Annotated in this window: 16 protein-coding genes and 1 pseudogene; 1 reads left to right on the top strand and 16 read right to left on the bottom strand. The window is 41.0% G+C overall.

From position 1 onward, the window contains the following. Nucleotide 1: 1 nt before the first annotated feature. From CD03_RS0110195 to CD03_RS0110150, 11 genes and pseudogenes are all read right to left on the bottom strand, one after another. The gene (locus CD03_RS0110195) at nucleotides 2-3,136 is read right to left on the bottom strand and encodes an alpha-mannosidase (protein WP_027293540.1); all 3,135 of its coding nucleotides are present in this window, start codon (nucleotides 3,134-3,136) and stop codon (nucleotides 2-4) included. Between the two features lie 128 nt (nucleotides 3,137-3,264). Beyond that, nucleotides 3,265-4,590 (bottom strand): glycoside hydrolase family 125 protein, encoded by a 1,326-nt coding sequence (locus tag CD03_RS0110190; RefSeq protein WP_044289290.1) that lies wholly within the window; start codon nucleotides 4,588-4,590, stop codon nucleotides 3,265-3,267. 193 nt (nucleotides 4,591-4,783) lie between these two features. Then, nucleotides 4,784-5,524, bottom strand: coding sequence for an RNA polymerase sporulation sigma factor SigE (sigE, locus tag CD03_RS0110185; RefSeq protein ID WP_027293538.1), 741 nt, complete (start codon nucleotides 5,522-5,524; stop codon nucleotides 4,784-4,786). An 11-nt stretch (nucleotides 5,525-5,535) separates the two neighbouring features. Next, the gene (locus tag CD03_RS0110180) at nucleotides 5,536-6,369 is read right to left on the bottom strand and encodes a sigma-E processing peptidase SpoIIGA (RefSeq protein WP_027293537.1); all 834 of its coding nucleotides are present in this window, start codon (nucleotides 6,367-6,369) and stop codon (nucleotides 5,536-5,538) included. Between the two features lie 318 nt (nucleotides 6,370-6,687). After that, nucleotides 6,688-7,455, bottom strand: a complete 768-nt coding sequence (gene aroD, locus CD03_RS0110175; protein ID WP_027293536.1) for a type I 3-dehydroquinate dehydratase — start codon at nucleotides 7,453-7,455, stop codon at nucleotides 6,688-6,690. 89 nt (nucleotides 7,456-7,544) lie between these two features. Next, nucleotides 7,545-8,603 carry a hypothetical protein gene (locus tag CD03_RS0110170; RefSeq protein ID WP_027293535.1) on the bottom strand — a complete coding sequence of 353 codons (1,059 nt, stop codon included), beginning with the start codon at nucleotides 8,601-8,603 and terminating at the stop codon, nucleotides 7,545-7,547. Nucleotides 8,604-8,919: 316 nt separating this feature from the next. Further along, nucleotides 8,920-9,936 carry a UDP-glucose 4-epimerase GalE gene (galE, locus tag CD03_RS0110165; RefSeq protein WP_027293534.1) on the bottom strand — a complete coding sequence of 339 codons (1,017 nt, stop codon included), beginning with the start codon at nucleotides 9,934-9,936 and terminating at the stop codon, nucleotides 8,920-8,922. A gap of 32 nt (nucleotides 9,937-9,968) precedes the next feature. Continuing rightward, nucleotides 9,969-10,064 (bottom strand): annotated as a pseudogene (locus tag CD03_RS39920) (hypothetical protein); the annotation flags it as partial. Between the two features lie 35 nt (nucleotides 10,065-10,099). Then, nucleotides 10,100-11,020, bottom strand: coding sequence for a nucleotidyltransferase family protein (locus CD03_RS0110160; RefSeq protein ID WP_027293533.1), 921 nt, complete (start codon nucleotides 11,018-11,020; stop codon nucleotides 10,100-10,102). Nucleotides 11,021-11,277: 257 nt separating this feature from the next. Next, nucleotides 11,278-12,390, bottom strand: coding sequence for a phosphotransferase enzyme family protein (locus CD03_RS0110155; RefSeq protein WP_027293532.1), 1,113 nt, complete (start codon nucleotides 12,388-12,390; stop codon nucleotides 11,278-11,280). Then, nucleotides 12,390-13,319 carry a nucleotidyltransferase family protein gene (locus CD03_RS0110150; protein WP_027293531.1) on the bottom strand — a complete coding sequence of 310 codons (930 nt, stop codon included), beginning with the start codon at nucleotides 13,317-13,319 and terminating at the stop codon, nucleotides 12,390-12,392. Before CD03_RS0110150 ends, CD03_RS0110155 begins: the two co-directional genes overlap by 1 nt. A 174-nt stretch (nucleotides 13,320-13,493) precedes the next feature. Between CD03_RS0110150 and CD03_RS33135 the strand changes: the two genes are divergently transcribed. Further along, on the top strand, nucleotides 13,494-14,438 hold the full coding sequence (locus CD03_RS33135) for an AraC family transcriptional regulator (protein WP_044289288.1): 945 nt from the start codon (nucleotides 13,494-13,496) through the stop codon (nucleotides 14,436-14,438). Nucleotides 14,439-14,497: 59 nt separating this feature from the next. Here CD03_RS33135 and ftsZ read toward each other — a convergent pair whose 3' ends face one another. The 5 genes from ftsZ to murD form a co-directional block, all read right to left on the bottom strand. Further along, nucleotides 14,498-15,676 (bottom strand): cell division protein FtsZ, encoded by a 1,179-nt coding sequence (gene ftsZ / locus CD03_RS0110140; RefSeq protein ID WP_027293530.1) that lies wholly within the window; start codon nucleotides 15,674-15,676, stop codon nucleotides 14,498-14,500. 306 nt (nucleotides 15,677-15,982) lie between these two features. After that, on the bottom strand, nucleotides 15,983-16,990 hold the full coding sequence (locus CD03_RS33130) for a cell division protein FtsQ/DivIB (RefSeq protein WP_052377754.1): 1,008 nt from the start codon (nucleotides 16,988-16,990) through the stop codon (nucleotides 15,983-15,985). 77 nt (nucleotides 16,991-17,067) lie between these two features. Beyond that, the gene (gene murA / locus CD03_RS0110130) at nucleotides 17,068-18,330 is read right to left on the bottom strand and encodes a UDP-N-acetylglucosamine 1-carboxyvinyltransferase (protein ID WP_027293529.1); all 1,263 of its coding nucleotides are present in this window, start codon (nucleotides 18,328-18,330) and stop codon (nucleotides 17,068-17,070) included. 78 nt (nucleotides 18,331-18,408) lie between these two features. After that, the gene (locus tag CD03_RS0110125; protein ID WP_027293528.1) at nucleotides 18,409-19,488 is read right to left on the bottom strand and encodes an FtsW/RodA/SpoVE family cell cycle protein; all 1,080 of its coding nucleotides are present in this window, start codon (nucleotides 19,486-19,488) and stop codon (nucleotides 18,409-18,411) included. 19 nt (nucleotides 19,489-19,507) lie between these two features. Further along, a complete protein-coding gene (murD, locus tag CD03_RS0110120; protein ID WP_027293527.1) occupies nucleotides 19,508-20,866 on the bottom strand; it encodes a UDP-N-acetylmuramoyl-L-alanine--D-glutamate ligase in 1,359 nt (452 codons plus the stop codon). Between the last annotated feature and the right edge of the window lie 50 nt (nucleotides 20,867-20,916).

The raw sequence follows: 20,916 nt of genomic DNA, 5'->3' as shown, positions 1-20,916 counted from the left end.
TCTAACATTTAAATAGAATTGTTTTAATTTCAAATGGCTTTAACATCATGGAGATTTCGGTTTCACTGCAAAAATCCTGAATCGGTCGTTCTCTCAGATCTCCTTCAGCCCAAGCGGTAAACTGGAATCCAGGCTTTATAGCTGCCTGGCATCTGGAACCAGCGAATTCATGGAAACGCACCACCAGGTAATTGCCGTCTTCCGATTTCTTAATGGCATCTGCCTCCACATGGTCACAGTCAAATACAAGGAAACTCTCATAGGGAAGTTTTGCCGTACCTTTTCTTAACTCTAACGGACGGTTTAACCGGTGGGCTTCCTGAATCACCCTGCCATTTATACAATCACCCCTATGAGGCAGAAGTGCATAAGTAAATTCATGCAACCCCTGATCCTGTAGATGATCCGGATGGGTAGCCGCCTTAAGCAGCGTGATTCTTAAAATATTATCCTTTACATCGTAACCGTATTTACAGTCATTTAATAGCGCAACCCCATAATCATGTTCTGATAAATCTGCAAATCTGTGAGCAACTGTTTCAAATCTAGCCTGATCCCAGCTGGTGTTCCAATGGTTCGGGCGCTTCACGTTCCCGTACTGCACATCGTATGTGGCATAAGTCGTTCGAATATCCACAGGGAATGCTGCTTTTAACAGCTGATGATTCTCATGGTAATCCACCTTTGTCCGAAAATCTATCCTGCGGTTATCCTCATACAAAATAATATCCTGTTCAACCGTAGAATTCATATACTTCCATTCCAGATGGACTACTGTCATAAGGGGACCGGAAACCACAATCTGGAATTTCTGAAGATCTGTAATTTCTTTCATCTTCTGCTGATAGAAAATATCAATATCCCAGGCATCATTCCCAAGAGGTTTGTCTTCAAACATCTGCAATACATTGCCCTTTGTTCCCTCTGCAAGCACTTCCCGCTTTGCATCCTTGTCATAAAGCCTGCTGATCTGCCCATGATCGTTAAAATCAATAATATAATATTTTGTTTCGATACTTTTTCCTTCTATATAAAAGGAATCATTTTCCAGTCCGGAATTATCCGCCCCGCCGGATTCTTTGACACACCTGATCTGTGCAAATCCCATCGCCGGAATTTCTCCTGTCTGGACATATGTTCCTTCCGTTCCGGTTTGCATTTTCAGGTTGTTTCCACTCTGATCCATGCAGCGGAGTATTCCCGTCTCAGGTATTTCTATAATGCCATCCAGCTTCCAGGATGCATGATTGAGAACCGTATAGGTATCTTCTGATTCATCCAGTATAATTCCATATGCTTCTTTTTCTACTTCCCTTGCAATATCTCTCGCTTTTTCATAGTCCACTTTGGAATCTTCATATACCTCATGGATAGAAGAACCGGGTATGATATCATGGAACTGGTTTGTCAAAAGGATTTTCCAACCTTCTGTCAGGGCTTCCTGATTCGCTTTTTTCAGATCTCCCTGGGAAAGTGCTGCCATGGCTGTCAGCCACTCCGCATTACCATACAGGTATTCCATTTTCCGGTTCATGCGCTTATTATAACCCTGGCTGGTATAAGTTCCCCTATGATACTCCAGATATAATTCTCCATCCCAGGTATGGACATATTGATCAGTATTCTTTACCGTATCCTTAAGGTCTCTAAAGTAAGCGCCTGCAGTGGAGGTCTTAAGCGCCGGAAGTCCCGGTATCTTATCGATCCGTCTTCTCTGCTCCAGCATATCCCTGTTCACACCGCCTCCCCCGTCTCCATATCCATAGGAAATGAGAAGTTCTTTGTTCATATCTTTTTCACTGTAAGCATCCCATACTCCTTTTACCGTCTTCGCCGTAAGCTGCCCGTTATAAGTGTAGAACCAGGATCCCGGTGTACTCCACGGATCCGGTGTAGTTATGAAATGGGTAAGGATTTCGCTTCCGTCTATGCCCTTCCATTTGAACGTATCATGGGGCATCCGGTTGTACTGGTTCCAGCTGATCTTGGTTGTCATGAACATATCTATACCGGATTTTTTTAAGATCTGGGGCAGCGCCCAGGAATACCCGAATACATCGGGAAGCCAGAGGTACTCCACCTCTTTATCAAATTCATCTTTTATAAATTTACTGCCAATTAATATCTGTCTTGTGAGAGATTCACCGCTTGTAATGTTACAATCGGCTTCTACCCACATGCCTCCGTCCACTTCCCATTGACCGGATTTTACTTTCTCTTTGATCTTTTCAAATATTTGCGGAAAATCATTTTTTATGTATTCATATAACTGAGGCTGGGTCTGCAGGAAGACATATTCAGGATATTGTTCCATCAGACGCAGAACCGTAGAAAATGACCTGGAACACTTTTCTCTGGTGTGTTTCAAACGCCACAGCCATGCGACATCTATATGTGTATGCCCAACGCATTTTACCAGTATCCGGGCATCCTTACCCATGCTTTCGATCTTTTCGTTTATCTTTTCATCTGCCAAATGAACAGATTCATAAAAGCTGCTGCTTCCCGGATAGGACCAGTCTATACATTCCAGCGCACTGTCCAGTGCTGTGCGCAGCTGATGTTTTACCGGGTCATCATCATGCAGATTTTTAACAGCATCTATTATCATAGATGACAAATAGTAGAGGTCATCCGTTTTTTCATCCAGCCAGGCAAGGTCAGCCTGATTGATTCTATGCTCCTGGGGAACAGGTGCTCCGCCGCCTTCCAGGCCCGACCACAGGCGAAATGTCAGATCCAGACTGCGTCCCAGATGCTCTTCCTCAAAAAACACTTCTTTATGGTTAACGTCTACCCCCTGGTATGGTGTTTTATCCACATACAGCAGTGACTCAAATCCCGAATTATTTCCGGCTCCGGTATTACCATAATCAAATATACCCAATACCTTTTTTCCCTTCCATTCTTCCGGAATTGTGATATCTTTATGAAGCCACAGATATCTGTCTCTTCCCTCCCAGGTATCATTTACCTGCATGCTGTCCCATCCATCGTAATCAGCCGGTACCTCAGGATTCACAGTTCCCTGACGGTCCTCACTTACCAGAAAATCACCCAGATGCATTACTTCACGATAACGGTATCCCTTCAGTTGCTGGGTTCTCGCTTCTAATTTATTATCCGTTAAAAACATGGTATCCTCCTGTGCTAATCATTTATTTTTAGATATATAATTTTAATTTATTTCATATCATTTATATCATCGTACTATAACCAGACTGTATCTGCAATTTGCAGGATTCTATATTTAATGTACAAATTTTACTTATTTACATGGTAACCACAATATTCCAGTACCAGTTCACTAAACATAGCATTCGCCCATGAAAACCACTCCCTGGTATATTTAGTGGGATCATCCACATCGAAGCCTTCATGCATCAGTGCTTTTCCTCCATCGGTACTTTTCAGCACTTCCAGAATTTTTCGTTTTTCTTCCTGGGTGTCGCTGGTCAGTCCCTGCATAGCCAGGGAAATATGCCAGATATAGCGCACTGGTGTATGGGGGCTTCCTATTCCCCTGGCAGCTTTTCCTTCATAATAAAAGGGGTTCCCATCACTCAAAATAAATGCTCTGGTATTTTTTGCAACCTCATCACCAGGCCTTCCCGGAAGGCTTTTTCCCTGGTATCCCAGATATGACATCGCTAACAGGCTTGGTACATTGGCATCGTCCATCAGATTAAACTGTCCATATCCATCCACCTCATATGCATATATTTCTCCAAACCCATCTCTTCTGGTAATGCCATATGTCTCAATTCCTTCTCTTATCTCCTCTTTCAGTTTTCCTGATGCTTCTTTTAATTCCTGATCCTTTAATATTAACTCTGCAATTTCTTCCAGATATCCCAGGACAACTACTGCGAACATATTGGAGGGAACCAGGTAACCGTATGTGCAGGCATCATCACTTGGACGAAAACCTGACCATGTCATACCGATTCCGGAACGGACCAAAGCACCTTTCCCATCTCTGGATAACGTATCCGTGAAAGTACAGTTTTTCCGGATAAAACGGTATTCAGACTTTTCCTCATGATATTGCTCTCTTTTGAAAACCTCCAGTATCTTTCTGGCTCCTTTTGCAAAAGTATCATTAAAATGTGCCGTCCGTCCGGTATTTTTCCAAAACAGATAGGAAAACTGAAGCGGGAAGCAAAGAGAATCCACCTCATATTTTCGTTCCCATATCCATGGTCCCATATCCGTTTCATCCTTTTCCCAGCAGTGTCCATTTGCAGCTTCATTGAATGCATTCGCGTAGGGGTCAATTCCGATACACTGAAACTGCCGTTCAATCAATCCCTGCAGCGTATCTGCTATTTCACTGTCTCTGCCTGCCAAAATCAAATAGGGACGGAGCTGACACACCGAATCCCGAAGCCACATTGCGGGAATATCTCCGGTAATCACATAAGTTGTCCCATCTTCCATTTTTTTCACCGTGGTATCCAGTGTGTTTGTAAAGCAGTTGCGAAACATGTCAAACAAGTCTTCATCTTTTAATTTTTCCCGGACATCTTTCAGCAGGCATTCCATAGACTCCGGCAGATTCTTTGATTCATTTCCTACAATAACACCCATAATATTACCCCTTTTCTTCTTAAATAGTAAACTCACTTTACAAGTTGTTAGCACTATATTATCATTGCTTGCGACTAATTACAACTGAAAAATTATTAATATTCCAGATAAAAAATAACAGCGGAAGCAATCAGTCCACACAGGATAAAATCCCTGCCGGCTCACTACTTCCGCTGTTTGTTTTATATTGGAATTACTCAAACCTCACAATTTCTTTTTTCAGTCTCTTTATAATCTTCTTCTCCAGTCTGGAGATATAAGACTGGGAAATACCAAGCAGATCTGCCACTTCTTTTTGTGTTTTTTCTTCCCCGTCTCTTGTATTAATACCGAATCTCAACTGCACGATTGTTTTTTCTCTATCTGAAAGTTTTTCAATTGCTTTTCCCAGCAATTTCCGTTCAACTTCATTTTCCATGTCTTTATATATTACATCTTCGTCCGTTCCCAGGATGTCGGATAATAATAATTCATTTCCATCCCAATCCACATTCAGCGGTTCATCGAATGACACTTCCATCTTTGTTTTATTATTTCTTCTCAGATACATTAAGATTTCGTTTTCTATACATCTTGAAGCATAAGTTGCCAGTTTGATATTTTTCTCCGGATTAAAGGTATTAATTGCCTTAATTAAACCAATGGTTCCTATTGATATTAAATCCTCTACTCCGACACCTGTATTGTCGAATTTTTTTGCTATGTATACTACTAATCTTAAGTTGTGTTCGATTAATAACGATTTCGCATCGCTATCGTATTCCGTTCCCAGGTCACTGATTACCTCAGCCTCTTTTCCCGGCTCTAAAGGTGCCGGAAGCACTTCACTGCCGCCAATATAATGAATATCATTTGGCCTTTTCAAAATAAGGTTGGGAAGCGATGATACAACGCGAAACTGAAAACGATGTGGCATTGAAACTTTTATAACCATTTTTATTCCTCCTAATCTTCTAACATTGAAGGGTTTAATATCATCTGATATTTTCCCTTCGCACTAACGGACTCTTTTGTGACTGCTGCAACAGCTCCTTTGATAAGCTGCGACGCCCCAGACCTTCGTATGCTGATATAATCTAATCGTATTCCCGGCAGCAAACCATTTTTTTCTCCAATAGAATGATACGGGATATAACAAATTTTCTCTGTTAACGCTTCTGCAGTTTGAAATTGGTACATCTGGAGTATCTGATTTTTTACTTCCTCTTCCAACATATCACTGATGGCATCATAATCAATGATATTTACCGGCTTTCCGGTAACAGGCTGTTTTAACTGATTTCCGGTATCGCATAACCCCATTACATGTTTGTTCTTACCATTCAGATTAATTACAACCTCGTAAAGATATTCTGTTTTTTGTTTGTATCTCTGATAGCAGCTTAAAATACATCGCAAGGTAAGAAAACTTATTACTCCCAGAAGAAGACCACTGGAAGCAATTTGCCCCAGTAACATCTCCCAGATGCCTCCCAGAACAAAAGCTGATAAATACAGAATTATCGTACCCCGTATTAAATGGTCTCTGTCCTTTATCCTGCACCCTATTTTAACCATAAGCACACTCAGAATGCCAAATCCGCAAATGTTATAAACGAATGTATTTTGAACGGGCAATATGATAAGAATACACATCCCTGCTGCCCCAAGCACACTGGCTAAAAGTATCCTCCACCAGTTTGTCTGACATTTCAGTGAACGGCGTACCAGTGTAAGCAATAGATAATCCATTATCATATTTTCCAAAAAGAATTTATCTATGTATATTTCATAATACACAAAACACCCCCTGCCACCAAAATGAATGCTTTGATCCAAGCACTATTCATTATAGGTGATAGGGGGTGTGAGTTTTGTCAAAAACGCAACGCTATATTCAATTTTTCTTCGACAGACCTCGACAGCCTGGTACCGCATTGTGTAATTAATGGTGAATAAAGTGCCTGATATCTGCATCAGATATGCGTCCACGAAGCAACGACGCAGTGGATCACGGCTAGTGCCGCCCGGCGTGCTTATTGCGTAGATAACGGGTGTTTAATTCACTGTTTATTATGCAAAAATGTACCAGCTTCCTAAACGTGTTCTAAAAAAGCTTTATAAGCCATATCTGCCAATGATATTTAATACCTGTTCCAGCTTTTCTACCGGAATCTGTCCCGGTGCGGAGACCTGTCCTACAGCGCCAAAAGTTACTGCTGAACCAAATATTTCTCCGGTAATTCTGCTGACAAATCCCATGCTTCCCATTGACATGGTAATGAAAGGCCTGTCCGCAAAAGACTCCTTCATTGCCAGCGTAGCATCCAAGAGCGTTAACACGTCCTGCCGCTTAGCTGGCATAACTGCTATCTTCGTAATATCGACACCAGCTTTCTGCATTTTCTGCAATCGCTCTACAATTTCATTTTTAGGCGGAGTCTTCTCAAAATCGTGGTTGGATCCCACTACCTTAACACCGTGCCTGTGTCCACTCTTCACAATTGGAGCACTCACTGCTTCTCCACGAAATATCTCTACATCAACTAAATCGATATATCCTGTCTTAACAGCATGCAGATTCATATCTACATAGTCCTTCATCTCAATCGGGCGATTCCCCCCCTCATCCACCGTGCGGAAAGTAAACAGCAGTGGGATCTCACCAAGTATCTTGCGCAATTCTTTCAGGGTTTCTGCCATCTTTTTCTGATCCATAACATAATCAAAAAAATCCACACGCCACTCCACCATATCAATAGGACGCGCCGTAATCTTCAGTGCAGTTTCCAATATTCTTTCCTTACTTCCACCCACAATCGGAACACATATTTTCGGCATTCCTTCTCCAATTGTAATATTCCTGACTTTAACTGATAAATCCATACGGTATCACTCCTCATCATGTATTTAATTTATTACTAACAGAGCCTGGTGCCAGCAAGTTCTTTGCCGCAGATTGCTGTAATAAATAATCAAGCCAGCTCCAGCTTCCGCTCATGTTCACCTAAAATCGTTCGTGTTTCCATAATCTTCACAAAATTATTCATGATCCTCTCTGTATTAACATCAATCTTCGTATTCAGGTTTCTGGTAACCTCATTGAGTTCATCCACCTTATTCTCAACACGTTCCATTCTAAGATTCATATTATGCATTTCACTATGGAAACTTAATATCTCTTTCTGAAGCGGTTCTAACCGTTTACTCATGTTATGATCGATCCTTGCCTCCATCGCTTCAAGTTTTGCATCAAATTCCTTTTTGTTCTTATCAAATGCTGCATCAATCTCCGACTTCAGACTGCTTCTCCACTGAGTGTTGTTGTTATGCTGCTCTGTAAATCGCTTGTCCAACTTCTGATCCTGTTCTGTAAATTTCTGATCTATCTTTTTTTCCTGATCTGTAAATCGCTGATCTATTTTCTGATCTATTTTCTTTTCCTGTTCTGCAAATCGCTGATCCAACTTCTGATCCTGTTCTGCAAATTTCTGATCTATCTTCTTTTCCTGTTCTGTAAGTCGCTGATCCAACTTCTGATCCTGTTCTGCAAATTTCCGATCTATCTTCTTTTCCTGTTCTGTAAATCGCAGGTCCAACTTCTGATCCTGTTCTGCAAATTTCCGATCTATCTTTTCATCTTGTTCTGCAAATCGCTGATCCAACTTCTGATCCTGCTCTGCAAATTTCCGATCTATCTTTTCTTCCTGTTCTGCAAATCGCTGATCCAACTTCTGATCCTGTTCTGCAAATTTCCGATCTATCTTTTCATCTTGTTCTGCAAATCGCTGATCCAACTTCTGATCCTGCTCTGCAAATTTCCGATCTATCTTTTCTTCCTGTTCTGCAAATCGCTGATCCAACTTCTGATCCTGTTCTGCAAATTTCCGATCTATCTTCTTTTCCTGCTCTGTAAATCGCTGATCCATTTTCTGATCTATCTTCTTTTCCTGCTCTGCAAATCGCAGGTCAATTTTTTTCTCCTGCCTCTCAAACATTTTGCCAATTTCTTTTAGTAGAATGGTATTTTCCATCCGATTCACCTCGTGTTTTCTATTTTATCATATACTATTTCCAAAGTCTATTTAGTTTTCAAGGTACACTTAATTTCATTGGGGGTTTTTAAGAATAGTCTGTCAAAATTATTTTCCAGATTGGGATTGAATATCCCTAAGATTGTTATTGCGTTTATGTGATTTATATTTTATCTTATTTACAATGATATGTCAATAAGTTTTCATTTATTTTCGTAATAAGACTTTAATAAAAAACAGAACCGATGTATTTATACACCAGTTCTGCCAAGATTCATTCACAATAAATGTTGTTTCTGCAAATATTTCTATATATTTACTCTTCGTATCCGTTCGGGTTATTGCTCTGCCATCTCCAGGAATCTTCACACATTTCCTCAATGCCTCTTTCAGCTACCCAGCCAAGCTCTTCTTTTGCCTTTGCGGCATCTGAATAGCATGTTGCAATATCACCTGCACGGCGTGGTTTGATCTGATATTTGATTGGCTTTCCACAAGCTTTTTCAAATGCTTTTACTACCTGAAGTACACTGTATCCATTTCCGGTTCCCAGATTATAAATATTTACGCCTGCTTTTTCTTCTATTTTCTTTAACGCTTTTACGTGTCCTACTGCAAGGTCTACTACGTGGATATAATCACGTACGCCAGTTCCATCCGGAGTATCATAGTCATCTCCAAAGACACCGAGACATTCTAATTTTCCGACTGCAACCTGTGCTATGTATGGTACCAGGTTATTTGGAATTCCCTTAGGATCTTCTCCGATTAATCCGCTCTTGTGTGCTCCAATTGGATTAAAGTAACGAAGCAATACCACATTCCACTCCGGATCAGCAACATGAAGATCTGTTAATACCTGCTCCAGCATTCCTTTGGTCTGTCCATAAGGATTTGTTATTTTTCCCTTCGGGCATTCTTCCGTAATCGGAATAAATGCAGGATCTCCATATACAGTTGCAGAAGAACTGAAGATAATGTTTTTCACATTATGGTCTCTCATTACTTCGCACAGGATAAAGGTACCTGTCATGTTGTTATGATAATATTCCAAAGGTTTTGCTACAGATTCTCCAACAGCTTTCAATCCTGCAAAATGAATTACGGAATCAATCGATTCCTTATCAAAAATTTCATTTAATTTTTCTCTGTCCAGGATGTCAGCTTTATAGAACGTTACTTTTTTACCTGAGATTTCTTCTACTCGCTGGATTGCTTTTTCGCTTGAATTGTAAAGATTGTCTACGACAACCACATCGTACCCTGCGCTTAATAACTCAATACATGTATGGCTGCCGATATAACCAGCCCCGCCAGTAACTAAAATTGCCATGATGTGCTCCTCCTCATTCTTTGCCAACTGAATTAGTTTCTTTTATAGTCTATACCCACTCTGTATATTTCGCAACATATTTTTGCATTAGAGCGTGCCTGAAAAATGCTTTCTGCAAGATGTGCGTCACAAGGCTGCTTTCATTGATATCCGTGATTGCACGTTATTTCCATAAAAACTCCGGATACAGTCCGGTCATCTTTAAATTCTTAATCGCATTTACTACATACTCTTTATCTTCTTTGTAAGTAACCCCATACCATTTATCCAAAGATTTTAAAACCTCTACTGTCGCTTTTCCTTCATCGATCAGGTCATTTACAACTGTAGGCAGAAAATACTCACATTTTAATGGATTCATTTTCAGATTCTCATCCAGAAACTTCGGAAATCTATCTTTTAATTCCTGAAGGATACTGCCTGAAAATCCCCACATATTCATAGACACTGTGCTTCCTTCCGGTATCTCTGTCCAGGTTGCACCTTCGTCTTCCGTATATTCAGCCTTACCATTTCTTTTTTCAATATGGGTTCTTTCATTTATTCCTGTCAAATAATGATGATCATCGGTCACACAGACTCCTCTGGCAACATGCCCATTATCTGTCAGGGTGTTTTCAAGGACATAACCAACCATCGTATAACGGTATTTTTCATCATCCTGGTGATTAGACAGGTAATCATAGATCATCTGATAGGCATGCCGTCCATAGTAATCATCTGCATTGATGACTGCAAATGGGCCATCTACCACACTACTGCAGCTAAGCACTGCATGACCTGTTCCAAATGGCTTCTGACGCCCCTCTGGTACCTCATAACCTTCCGGCAGGCTGTTCATCTCCTGATATACATACTCCACTTCCAATTGTCTTTCCATCCGATTGCCAATTGCTGCCCGGAAATCTGCCTCATTTTCTTTTTTAATGATAAATACTACTTTTTGAAAACCGGCCCGAATGGCATCATAAATGGAAAAATCAATAATCATATGTCCCTGTTCATCTACTGGATCAATCTGCTTCAGTCCGCCATATCTGCTGCCCATTCCTGCTGCCATAATCACTAAAACTGGTTTGCTCATATTCTTCCTCCGTTTAGCTTAAATCATTCCTAGTACAGCATTGCGTAATTAATGGTGAATAAAGTGCCTGATATCTGCGTCAGATGTGCGTCCACGAAGGGACACGTAGTGGATCCTACGGCTAGCTTCGTGGGCGTGCTTCCGGCGTAGATAGCGAGAGTTTAATTCACTGTTAATTGCGCAATGATGGACTACTAAGTAAGTTTATCACAAAAGAAGAGATTTGGGCACCCCCTTTTCCTTATGTACCTTTAAAATCATAGATATTTTTCTACAATATCCGCCATTTCATTCCACTTGTCTTCCATATCTGCCACCAGTTTAAACTGAGTTCGGCATCTGTCTACATTATGCTTATCCCGATGAATCTTAAAATAAGTATCACCTTGCAGATAATCCGTCAGAAAACGCATACCGCATTCGAAAGTCATCAGCTTGGCACCTGTAGGAAGCATTTTAATCTCCATTTCCGTAAGGCTACCCGCACATCCTTCGATATAACCTTTTGTATATAATGCAAACAGATTCAGGTCACAGGAAATTTTTGATAAATCCTTTTCATCTTCAGCTCCGGTGCTGGCACCAAAACGAATGGAATCACCAAAATCATTCAGTGCTAATCCCGGCATTACGGTATCCAGGTCAATGACACATATACCCTTTCCAGTCTTGTCATCAATCATAATATTATTAAGCTTGGTGTCATTATGGGTAACCCGCAGCGGCAGTTCTCCTTTTTCCAGCATATCACACAAAATATGGGCATCCGCTTCCCTCTCCAGGACAAATTGAATTTCCGACTGTACCTCTTTTGCCCTTTGGCAGATATCTTCTTCCACCGCTTTTTTAAACTTGTCAAAGCGATCGATTGTATTATGGAAATCTTTAATAGTTTCATGCAGGGTTTTTGCAGGATAATCCGATAAAAGCCTTTGGAAATTGCCAAATGCCACAGCACTCTGATAAAAATCATCTGGTTTTTCTACAGCATCATAGCTGGTTGCACCCTCGATGAATCCATAGCTGCGCCAATATTCACCGGAAGAATCCACATAATAATTTTCTCCTTTGAGCGTAGGAATCACATTTAGAGTCTCACGTTCCGGATCACCTCCCATCTGAATTATTTTTTTTCTCAGAAAGGATGTCACATGAACGATATTCTCCATTAATTCTACCGGGTTTTTGAAAATCTCACGGTTCATACGCTGTAGAATATATCTTATCATTTTGCCTCCATTATCAAATATAAGCAAAAATGTATCATTGATATGCCCGCTTCCATAAGCATTGCCGCTTTGATAAACTCCTTCATATTGAAAATTCTGAATCACTTCCTCTAACTTACTGCAAGTTTCCTCTTTTGCCATTACTGTTCCTCCCACAATTTTTCAGGATACAATCCCTGCTTCTTGAAATTCTCTACCGCATCCACAACTACCTGCTTATCTTCTTTATAGGTAACACCATACCATCTGTCAGAAGATTTCAGTACTTCTACCGTTGCCTTTTTTTCTTCCAGAAGCTCGCCTACAACAGTTGGTAAAAAGTATTCACATTTCAGAGGATTGCTTTCTAAATTTTGTTTCAGGAATGCTGCAAACCGGTTTTGCAGTTCCTCTAAGATACTCTTAGAAAATCCCCACATATTCATGGACACCGTACTTCCTGCCGGAATCTTAGTCCAGGTTATTCCGTCATCTTCCGTATATGCTGCACCTTCGCTGCGTTTTTCAATACGGGTTCTTTCATGAATGCCTACCAGGAATCCCTGCTCATCAGTCTCACAGACACCTCTTGCAACATGTCCGTGATCTGTCAGCGTATTTTCCAATACGTATCCCACCATAGTATAGCGGTATTGTTCATCATCCTCATGGGTACTTAAATAATTGTAAATGGTTTCAAAAGCATGTTGTCCATAATAATCATCTGCATTGATAACTGCAAATGGTCCGTCCACTTTTCCCAGACAGCTTAAAATTGCATGTCCTGTTCCCCAGGGTTTTACTCTCCCCTCCGGAACTTCAAATCCTTCCGGAATGTTATGTAAATCCTGGTAAACATAAGAAACATCCATTTGTTTGCTCATCCGGTCGCCGATGCATTCCTTAAAATCTGCCTCATCCTCTTTTTTAATAATAAATACTACTTTTTCAAAGCCTGCTTTCACTGCATCAAAAATGGAAAAATCAATAATGATATGTCCCTGCTCATCTACAGGATCAATCTGTTTCAGGCCTCCATAACGGCTTCCCATTCCTGCTGCCATAATCACCAATACTGGTTTCATGTCCATACATCTCCTTTTATCTTTTATTTTTTAATCATCTAACTTTGTATTAACGTCATTATAGTATACCTTTTCTCAAAAATATTTGTACAATCTTTCAGCAATTTTGCACTATCGGATTTATTATTTGCATTTTGTCCAAAAATGCGATATTCTATAGCATACAAGGGGGTATTTTTTATGGAATATAAAAGCATAACACTTCATGAAGATTTTCGAATTGATCAGATTGTCACAGTTCATTATTTTGAATATACCAGTGACTTTAAATTTGATGGAGAATCCCATGATTTCTGGGAATTTTTATGTGTGGATAAAGGAGAGGTGTCGGTTATGTCTGACAGCCATAAGATCTCTTTAAAAAAGGGGGATATTATATTTCATAAGCCCAATGAATTTCACAATGTTACAGCAAATGGACTGACGGCACCCAATCTGGTCGTTATTTCTTTCATCTGTGATTCACCACGCATGAGTTTTTTTGAGAACAAAATCCTGACCATCGGAGAAGTCGAAAGAAATTTGCTGGCATCTATCATTATCGAGGCGATGCATACGTTTACTTCTCCTTTGGATGACCCTTATCTGGAAGAAATGGAATTAAACCCGGAGCATCCTTTTGGCAGCCAGCAGCTGATTAAGATTAATCTGGAACATATACTGATACAACTGTATCGAAGATACACCGCACTGCAAAGTCTGACTCCCATCACGAAATCTATTAAAGCAAAAAATGATGAAGAAATCTATAACCGTATCGTAAACTATCTGGTGGGCAATATGAAAAACCAATTAACCATAGAACAAATCTGCCGTGACAATCTGATCAGCCGGTCTCAGCTGCAAAAGCTTTTCCGTGAAAAGAATAACTGCGGCATTATAGATTATTTCTGTAAGATAAAAATAGATGCTGCCAAACAGCTGATCCGTAATAAAAATATGAATTTTACTCAGATTGCAGATACTCTTGGCTACACATCCATACACTATTTCAGCCGTCAATTCAAGAAAGTAACCGGGATGACTCCCAGTGAATACGCTTCCAGCATTAAAGTTTTTTCGGAGCGCCATGACGGAATGATGAAAACAAACAGCACAGCAGCACACAAGTCAAGCCCGGAATGAAATCATCCCGGGCTTATTTTAAACAGATACTTTCTCTATCATGACATTCGAAGTTTCTATTATCTTCTCTTTAAGAAATCAGGAATCTGAATGTTTTTCTCAGCTACGTTACTTTCAGGTGTTCTCAATTTCCCTACAGAAGAACTTGGAGTTGAAGTTCTTGTATTCTGAGGTACTGTGTTTCTGCTCGGTGCTGCAGATTTCTGGAAACCAAATCCTGTATTCTGCTTTTCTTTTCCAGCAAAAGAACTGCTGTACTCCGGCACGATCTTCTTATTCACAGATGGCTGTGAACCAGCATGCTCGTCCAATCCGGTTGCAATAACCGTAATACTTGCTTCATCTGCATAAGTATCATCATACATCGCACCAAAGATAATATTAGCATCATCTCCGGTAAGTTCCTGTACATAACTTGCTGCATCATTGGCATCCATCAGAGAGATATCACCGGAAATATTAATGATAACATGAGATGCGCCTTCAATCGTAGTCTCCAGAAGAGGACTGGATACTGCCTGCTTCACAGCCTCTAACGCTTTATCATCGCCCTTAGCCTGTCCGATACCGATATGGGCAATCCCCTTATCTGTCATCACTGTCTGAACATCTGCAAAGTCCAGATTGATCAGTGCAGGTAAGTTAATCAGGTCTGTAATACCCTGAACTGCCTGCTGCAGAACCTCATCCGCTTTTTTCAAAGCTTCCGGCATGGTAGTTCTTCTGTCTACAATCTCTAATAATTTGTCATTTGGAATTACAATTAAAGTATCAACGTTGTCCTTTAATTTTTCAATACCTGTCAGGGCATTATTCATACGTGTTTTTGCTTCAAAACGGAAAGGTTTTGTTACAACACCAACGGTAAGAATTCCCATTTCTTTTGCCAGGCCTGCCACAACCGGAGCTGCACCTGTTCCTGTTCCGCCACCCATACCACAGGTAACGAATACCATATCTGAACCCTGCATAGCCTGTTTTAATTCTTCTGCACTTTCCTCAGCAGCCTGCTGCCCAACCTGAGGCTGTGCTCCTGCGCCGAGTCCTTTTGTTAATTTCTCACCAATCTGAATTGTAGTAGGCGCTTTGCATAACTGCAATGCCTGCTTATCAGTATTCACACCGATAAATTCTACTCCTCCAATTGTATCGTCCACCATTCTATTTACAGCATTATTGCCTGCACCGCCCACTCCAATTACAATAATCTTCGCAGCGGATTCAGCTTCGTTTGTCATAATCTCTAACAAGGGTATTTCCTCCTTCTCGTATCTGTACATTCTAAAATTCATTTACAGTTTTGGACAATATCATCCCAGTATCCAAACTGCATTTATTATATAATATAGTTTTTTCTCAAATTAATCAAGTAGATTTTTAAATTTCATTGTTTTTTTAAGCATTCTTCATAAAATCCTAACATATATAAAAGAATATGCATTACCGATTCGATTTCATACTCCGGTAATCGACAAAAACAGCGTTTTTCAGTCAATACCGGTTCTTAATAATTCTTTGCATACCGGTGCAGTCAGCTTTGCGGCCTAATTCAGGATATAGGCACCGGTATACGGATCAATATATCCATAACCATCTGTAATAACCTGTCCATCATCACCCAAATACTGCTGCGTCATATCATTTGTTACGTTTCCTGCATCATCGGTATAAACTTCATTTCCGGCCGCATCCTTGGATACTCTTCCCGATTCCTCTTTATAGTTAGGTCCTGCGCTCTTGCCGCTTTCACTTTCTGACTCGCTCTCGGATTCTCCTTCTTCCTTACCTGCACTGTCTTTCTTGCCATTTCCCTTCTTAAAAATAGCCGTACTGGAATCTGCAGTAAAATTCTCCATATCCAAAGTGCCATCCATGGTAGACATTTTCGGATAGATCGCCTTCAGATTAGAGATCTTTTCTTCCAGGTTTTTATTCTGTCCCAAAAGTACCGTGTTTTTTGCAAAATACAATGACATGGCATTTTCTTCATCAAAGTGGATTTCATCCGGCATAATTGCATTCTTATTCAGAAGCTGTGCCAGAGTCACCACTGACTTAAACAGGTCTTTATCTTCAATCGGCAGTTTTCCCAGTACTTCCACTTTACCAAGATTCACCCCGGAAATCATGGGAACTCCCTCTCTCACTTCCTGAGAGTTCTCCATGACAACCCCGTCCTTATCAAAGTACACATTTGATCCAGCAGTTTGGATATATCCGACGATGGTTTTTTCATAAACATGAATACGAACCTTATATGGAGCCAGCATCTCTATTTCCACCGTACTTAAAAAGGGAAGTTCTTCCTGGATATTCGCGTGGCTGTATTTCCACGTCAGATAAATTGAATTTTGCGCCATAGAATCTGACATTACCATTTTCTTTATCTCGTCTGCCGTATAATAATCATTCCCCACAACTTCTACCTCTTGAATGCGGAATAATCCAAATACTACAATTGCACTTATTAATAGAAGTGCGAGAATTGATAAGGCAGCTATTTTTCCAATTTTTTTCCTTCTCTTCTTCTTTCTTTTGTAGCCCTGCTCCATACTAATCACCTGTATCCTCTCATTTTAAAACAATTTGTGACTACCTGACTGCATTCCCCATTCTCCGAGTCAGATAATTACTCTGTTATTTCTATAGGAGAGATCCTGGCTCCCAATGCCTTCAGATCTTCACAGATATCTACATATCCCCTATCAATAAAATGTTTATTACTTATTCTCGTAACTCCCTCGGCCATCAGACCGGCTATAGTAAGTGCAGCACCTCCCCGAAGTTCTGACGCTTTTACATCACAGCCTGTCAGCCTATCTACGCCTTCGATATGTGCTTCCATTGAATTGGTAAGCACCCTGGCCCCCATCCGGTTCAGTTCTTCAGCCACATGGAATCTGGCTTCGAATACTGTTTCCCGTATGCAGCTTTTCCCCTTTGCCATACAAAGTACTGCCATAAGCTGAGACTGCAGATCCGTAGGAAAACCCGGGTATGGATTGGTCTCAATAAACGGAACCGGAGCTCCAGCCCTTCTTGCATCTACTCTCAGACAATTACGGTTCCATCTGAGGGAAGCTCCCATTTTACCTGATAGATACAATATATTTTTTATCTGATCCACAGGCGCGTTCCACAATGTGACACATCCCCGGCTGCCCAGAGCTGCCAATACATATGTCCCGGCTACAATTCTGTCCGGTCCCATAGTATATTCTGAATCATGCAGCCTGTCAACACCACGGATACAGATACAGTCACTTCCCATCCCTGTTATTCTGGCCCCTTTTTTATTTAAAAATACAGCCAATTCTACAATTTCCGGTTCTCTTGCCGCACCTGTCAGAACTGTCGTTCCGTCCGCCAGCACGGCACCCAGAATAATATTTTCCGTGGCACCCACGCTTGGGAAACGCAAATGAATTCTGGCACCGCAAAGACCCTTTGTCTGTGCCAGAAGCAAACCTTCCTGCTCCTCTATGCAAACACCCATCTGCCTGAAGGCTTCCAAATGAAGATCAATTGGCCTTGCTCCGATTGTACATCCACCCGGATAAGGTACATGTGCTTCTCTATGCCTGCCCAGAAGGCTTCCTAATAAAATAATAGATGAACGCAGCTTGCCTGCATGATCTGCCGGCACTTCACAGCAGTCCAGGCAGGATGCATCAATTACAAGTGTATCATCCTTCCAGCAGACGCGGCATCCCAATTGTTTTAGTATCTCTACCATATACATAACATCCAAGATTTTCGGACAATTATGCAGAACCGTGATTCCATCATGCAGAAGTGTTCCTGCTATAATGGGAAGTATGGCATTTTTCGAGCCTTGTATCGCGATTTCCCCGTGCAACGGATGACCACCCAGAACTTTTATACCATCCAAGTAAGATTCCTCCGATAACTTCTAATGACCGCTATAAGGCGGCCATTAAACCCATATATCTCATTATATGCACGGAATCTATTTTTGCCACCGGCTGACACTAAGCGCCAGCCCCATTTCCGACAGCAGGAATAGTACGGAAGTTCCTCCATAACTGATAAACGGAAGGGTGATACCGGTATTGGGAATTGTATTTGTTACAACCGCAATGTTCAGCATAACCTGAATCGCAATATGTCCCATAACGCCCACCGCAATCAAAGATCCGAATAAATCCTTGGCATGAGTTGCAATCACCATAAAACGCCAGATCATGACAATAAATATAATAATCAGAATAATGGCACCTGTCAGCCCCAATTCTTCGCAGATAATAGAAAAGATCATGTCATTTTGTGCTTCCGGAACGAATCCCAGTTTCTGAATGCTCTCCCCTAATCCTCTTCCGAACAAACCTCCTGAACCAATCGCGTAAAGTCCCTGGATCGTCTGAAAACCTTTTTCAAAATTCTCCGGATTCTTCCAGATTGCAAGACGTTCCAGACGATAGGATTCCATACTCAGAAAAATGCTGATAAATCCAATCCCAACGGCACCTATCCAGATAAACTGCAGATATTTTGGATTTGATACAAAAATCAGAATAACCGCAATACCAAGGATAATAATAGCTGTACTTAAGTTATTCGTTCCAACCAGACCTACAATCGGGAGTACCAGACCTATAACCATAGATATCAGGAATACATTTCCCCGCTTTTTTTTCTGGCTGCTGACCATATATGCCAGAAATAATATGACCGCCAGCTTTGCAAACTCAGATGGCTGGAAAGACAGCGGTCCAAGAGACAGCCATCTCTTTGAACCATTATAAGAATCCCCAAAGATCAGTACTGCCCCGGATAATGCCAGGGATAGCAGATAAGCATAGAATGCAAACTTCCCGAAAATATGGTAATCCATTCTGGAAACGATCAGCATCGCCACAATGCCCAGGATTGTCGCAAATAATTGTTTTTTAAAATAATAGCCGGGATCAGCAAACTTAACCTGGCCATTATATGCGCTTGTACTATAGAGTGTTATTAAACCAAAGCAAATTAAGAAAAGCACGATTATCAGTAGTGTGTAGTCCTGTCTTTTCACACCTTGATTCAAACCATCACTCCTTTTTTAATTAATGAAGATGTCTTACATGCTCTTTAAAAACCCGTCCCCGCTCTTCATAATTGGGAAACATACCCCAGCTTGCACATGCCGGTGAAAGTAAAACGGCATCGCCCGGATTGGCTTTTTTAGCACAGATATCAATAGCTTCTTCCAGTGAATCTGCCAGAATAATGTCATTGAAACCACATCGTTTTGCTGCATCTGCAATCTTCTCCCTAGTCTGCCCAATTAATACCAGGTAACGGACTTTTCCATCAAAAGAATGGATCCACTCATCATAGGAAGAATTTTTATCATAGCCCCCCCCAATGAGTAATGTGGGGCGGTCCATAGCCTGAATTCCTTTCATTGCGGCATCCGGATTCGTACCTTTTGAATCATTATAATATGCCACCCCGCGAACCTTAGTCACATACTCTATTCTATGTTCCACAGCCGTAAATCTTGTTATCACGTAATGAATTTCCTCAAACGGCACTCCAAAAGCTATCGCCATTGCCACAGCTGCCATTACATTTTCATGATTATGCCTTCCGGGAAGTTTTAACTCGCTGATCTGGCATACCGTGATTTTATTTGTACCATCATTGTATTCAATCGCTCCATCATTTATGTAAATACCCTTATCTAATGTACGCAGGCTGCTGAAAAATAATACCTTGCATTTTAGCGAACTGCCAAATTCTCTTAACAGCTCATCTTCATAATTCAGGACACAGGTATCTTCTTCTCCCTGATTTAAGGTAATACTCTCTTTTACCCGGATGTATTCCTCCATGGTATGATGCCGGTCCAGATGATCCGGTGTTATATTTAAAACAGCGCTCACCTTTGGCCGGAAAGAATGTATGGTTTCCAGCTGAAAGCTGCTGATTTCCGCTACTGTTACCGCATCGGGAGTCATTTCCAGCGCAACCTGGGTATAGGGATTCCCTATATTTCCAACTACATACACTTCCTTAGCATGATACTTCATGATCTCTCCAAGCAGGCTGGTTGTAGTAGTCTTTCCATTGGTTCCCGTAATTGCAAGCACACTTCCTTTGCTGTTAACATAGGCAAGTTCTACTTCACCCCAGACTGGAATCCCGCTTTCCCTCATTTTGTTCACAAGAGGAAGATCCGTAGGTACACCCGGACTTAAAACCGCCAGATCAAGGCTTGCCATAATATCTTCCGGCAGGTCTCCGATAATAATATCCGCATTGCTGCCCATTGGCAGTCTTTCACCTATTTCTGCTTTTGTAAGTTTTGTATTTCCATCATACAGGACTGGTTTCGCTTGTACTTTTTCCAATAATTCTACCGCACCTATACCGCTGATTCCGGTACCAAATACAAGAACTTTCTTGTCCTTTAATTCCATTGTAATCCTCCTAACCGGTCAAATGATTTCTAAAACCGTATGTTCTTATC

This window comes from Robinsoniella sp. KNHs210, from assembly GCF_000686105.1.
Lineage (GTDB): Bacteria > Bacillota > Clostridia > Lachnospirales > Lachnospiraceae > Robinsoniella > Robinsoniella peoriensis.
The sequence above is the reverse complement of the archived record's forward strand: the minus strand, read 5'-3'. Positions and strand labels throughout refer to the sequence as shown.

Coding starts and splice junctions, on each gene's coding strand:
- CD03_RS0110195 (WP_027293540.1), bottom strand. CDS start 3,136: ATGTTTTTAACGGATAATAAATTAGAAGCGAGAACCCAGCAACTGAAG.
- CD03_RS0110190 (WP_044289290.1), bottom strand. CDS start 4,590: ATGGGTGTTATTGTAGGAAATGAATCAAAGAATCTGCCGGAGTCTATG.
- sigE (WP_027293538.1), bottom strand. CDS start 5,524: ATGGTTATAAAAGTTTCAATGCCACATCGTTTTCAGTTTCGCGTTGTA.
- aroD (WP_027293536.1), bottom strand. CDS start 7,455: ATGGATTTATCAGTTAAAGTCAGGAATATTACAATTGGAGAAGGAATG.
- CD03_RS0110170 (WP_027293535.1), bottom strand. CDS start 8,603: ATGGAAAATACCATTCTACTAAAAGAAATTGGCAAAATGTTTGAGAGG.
- galE (WP_027293534.1), bottom strand. CDS start 9,936: ATGGCAATTTTAGTTACTGGCGGGGCTGGTTATATCGGCAGCCATACA.
- CD03_RS0110160 (WP_027293533.1), bottom strand. CDS start 11,020: ATGAGCAAACCAGTTTTAGTGATTATGGCAGCAGGAATGGGCAGCAGA.
- CD03_RS0110155 (WP_027293532.1), bottom strand. CDS start 12,390: ATGGCAAAAGAGGAAACTTGCAGTAAGTTAGAGGAAGTGATTCAGAAT.
- CD03_RS0110150 (WP_027293531.1), bottom strand. CDS start 13,319: ATGGACATGAAACCAGTATTGGTGATTATGGCAGCAGGAATGGGAAGC.
- CD03_RS33135 (WP_044289288.1), top strand. CDS start 13,494: ATGGAATATAAAAGCATAACACTTCATGAAGATTTTCGAATTGATCAG.
- ftsZ (WP_027293530.1), bottom strand. CDS start 15,676: ATGACAAACGAAGCTGAATCCGCTGCGAAGATTATTGTAATTGGAGTG.
- CD03_RS33130 (WP_052377754.1), bottom strand. CDS start 16,990: ATGGAGCAGGGCTACAAAAGAAAGAAGAAGAGAAGGAAAAAAATTGGA.
- murD (WP_027293527.1), bottom strand. CDS start 20,866: ATGGAATTAAAGGACAAGAAAGTTCTTGTATTTGGTACCGGAATCAGC.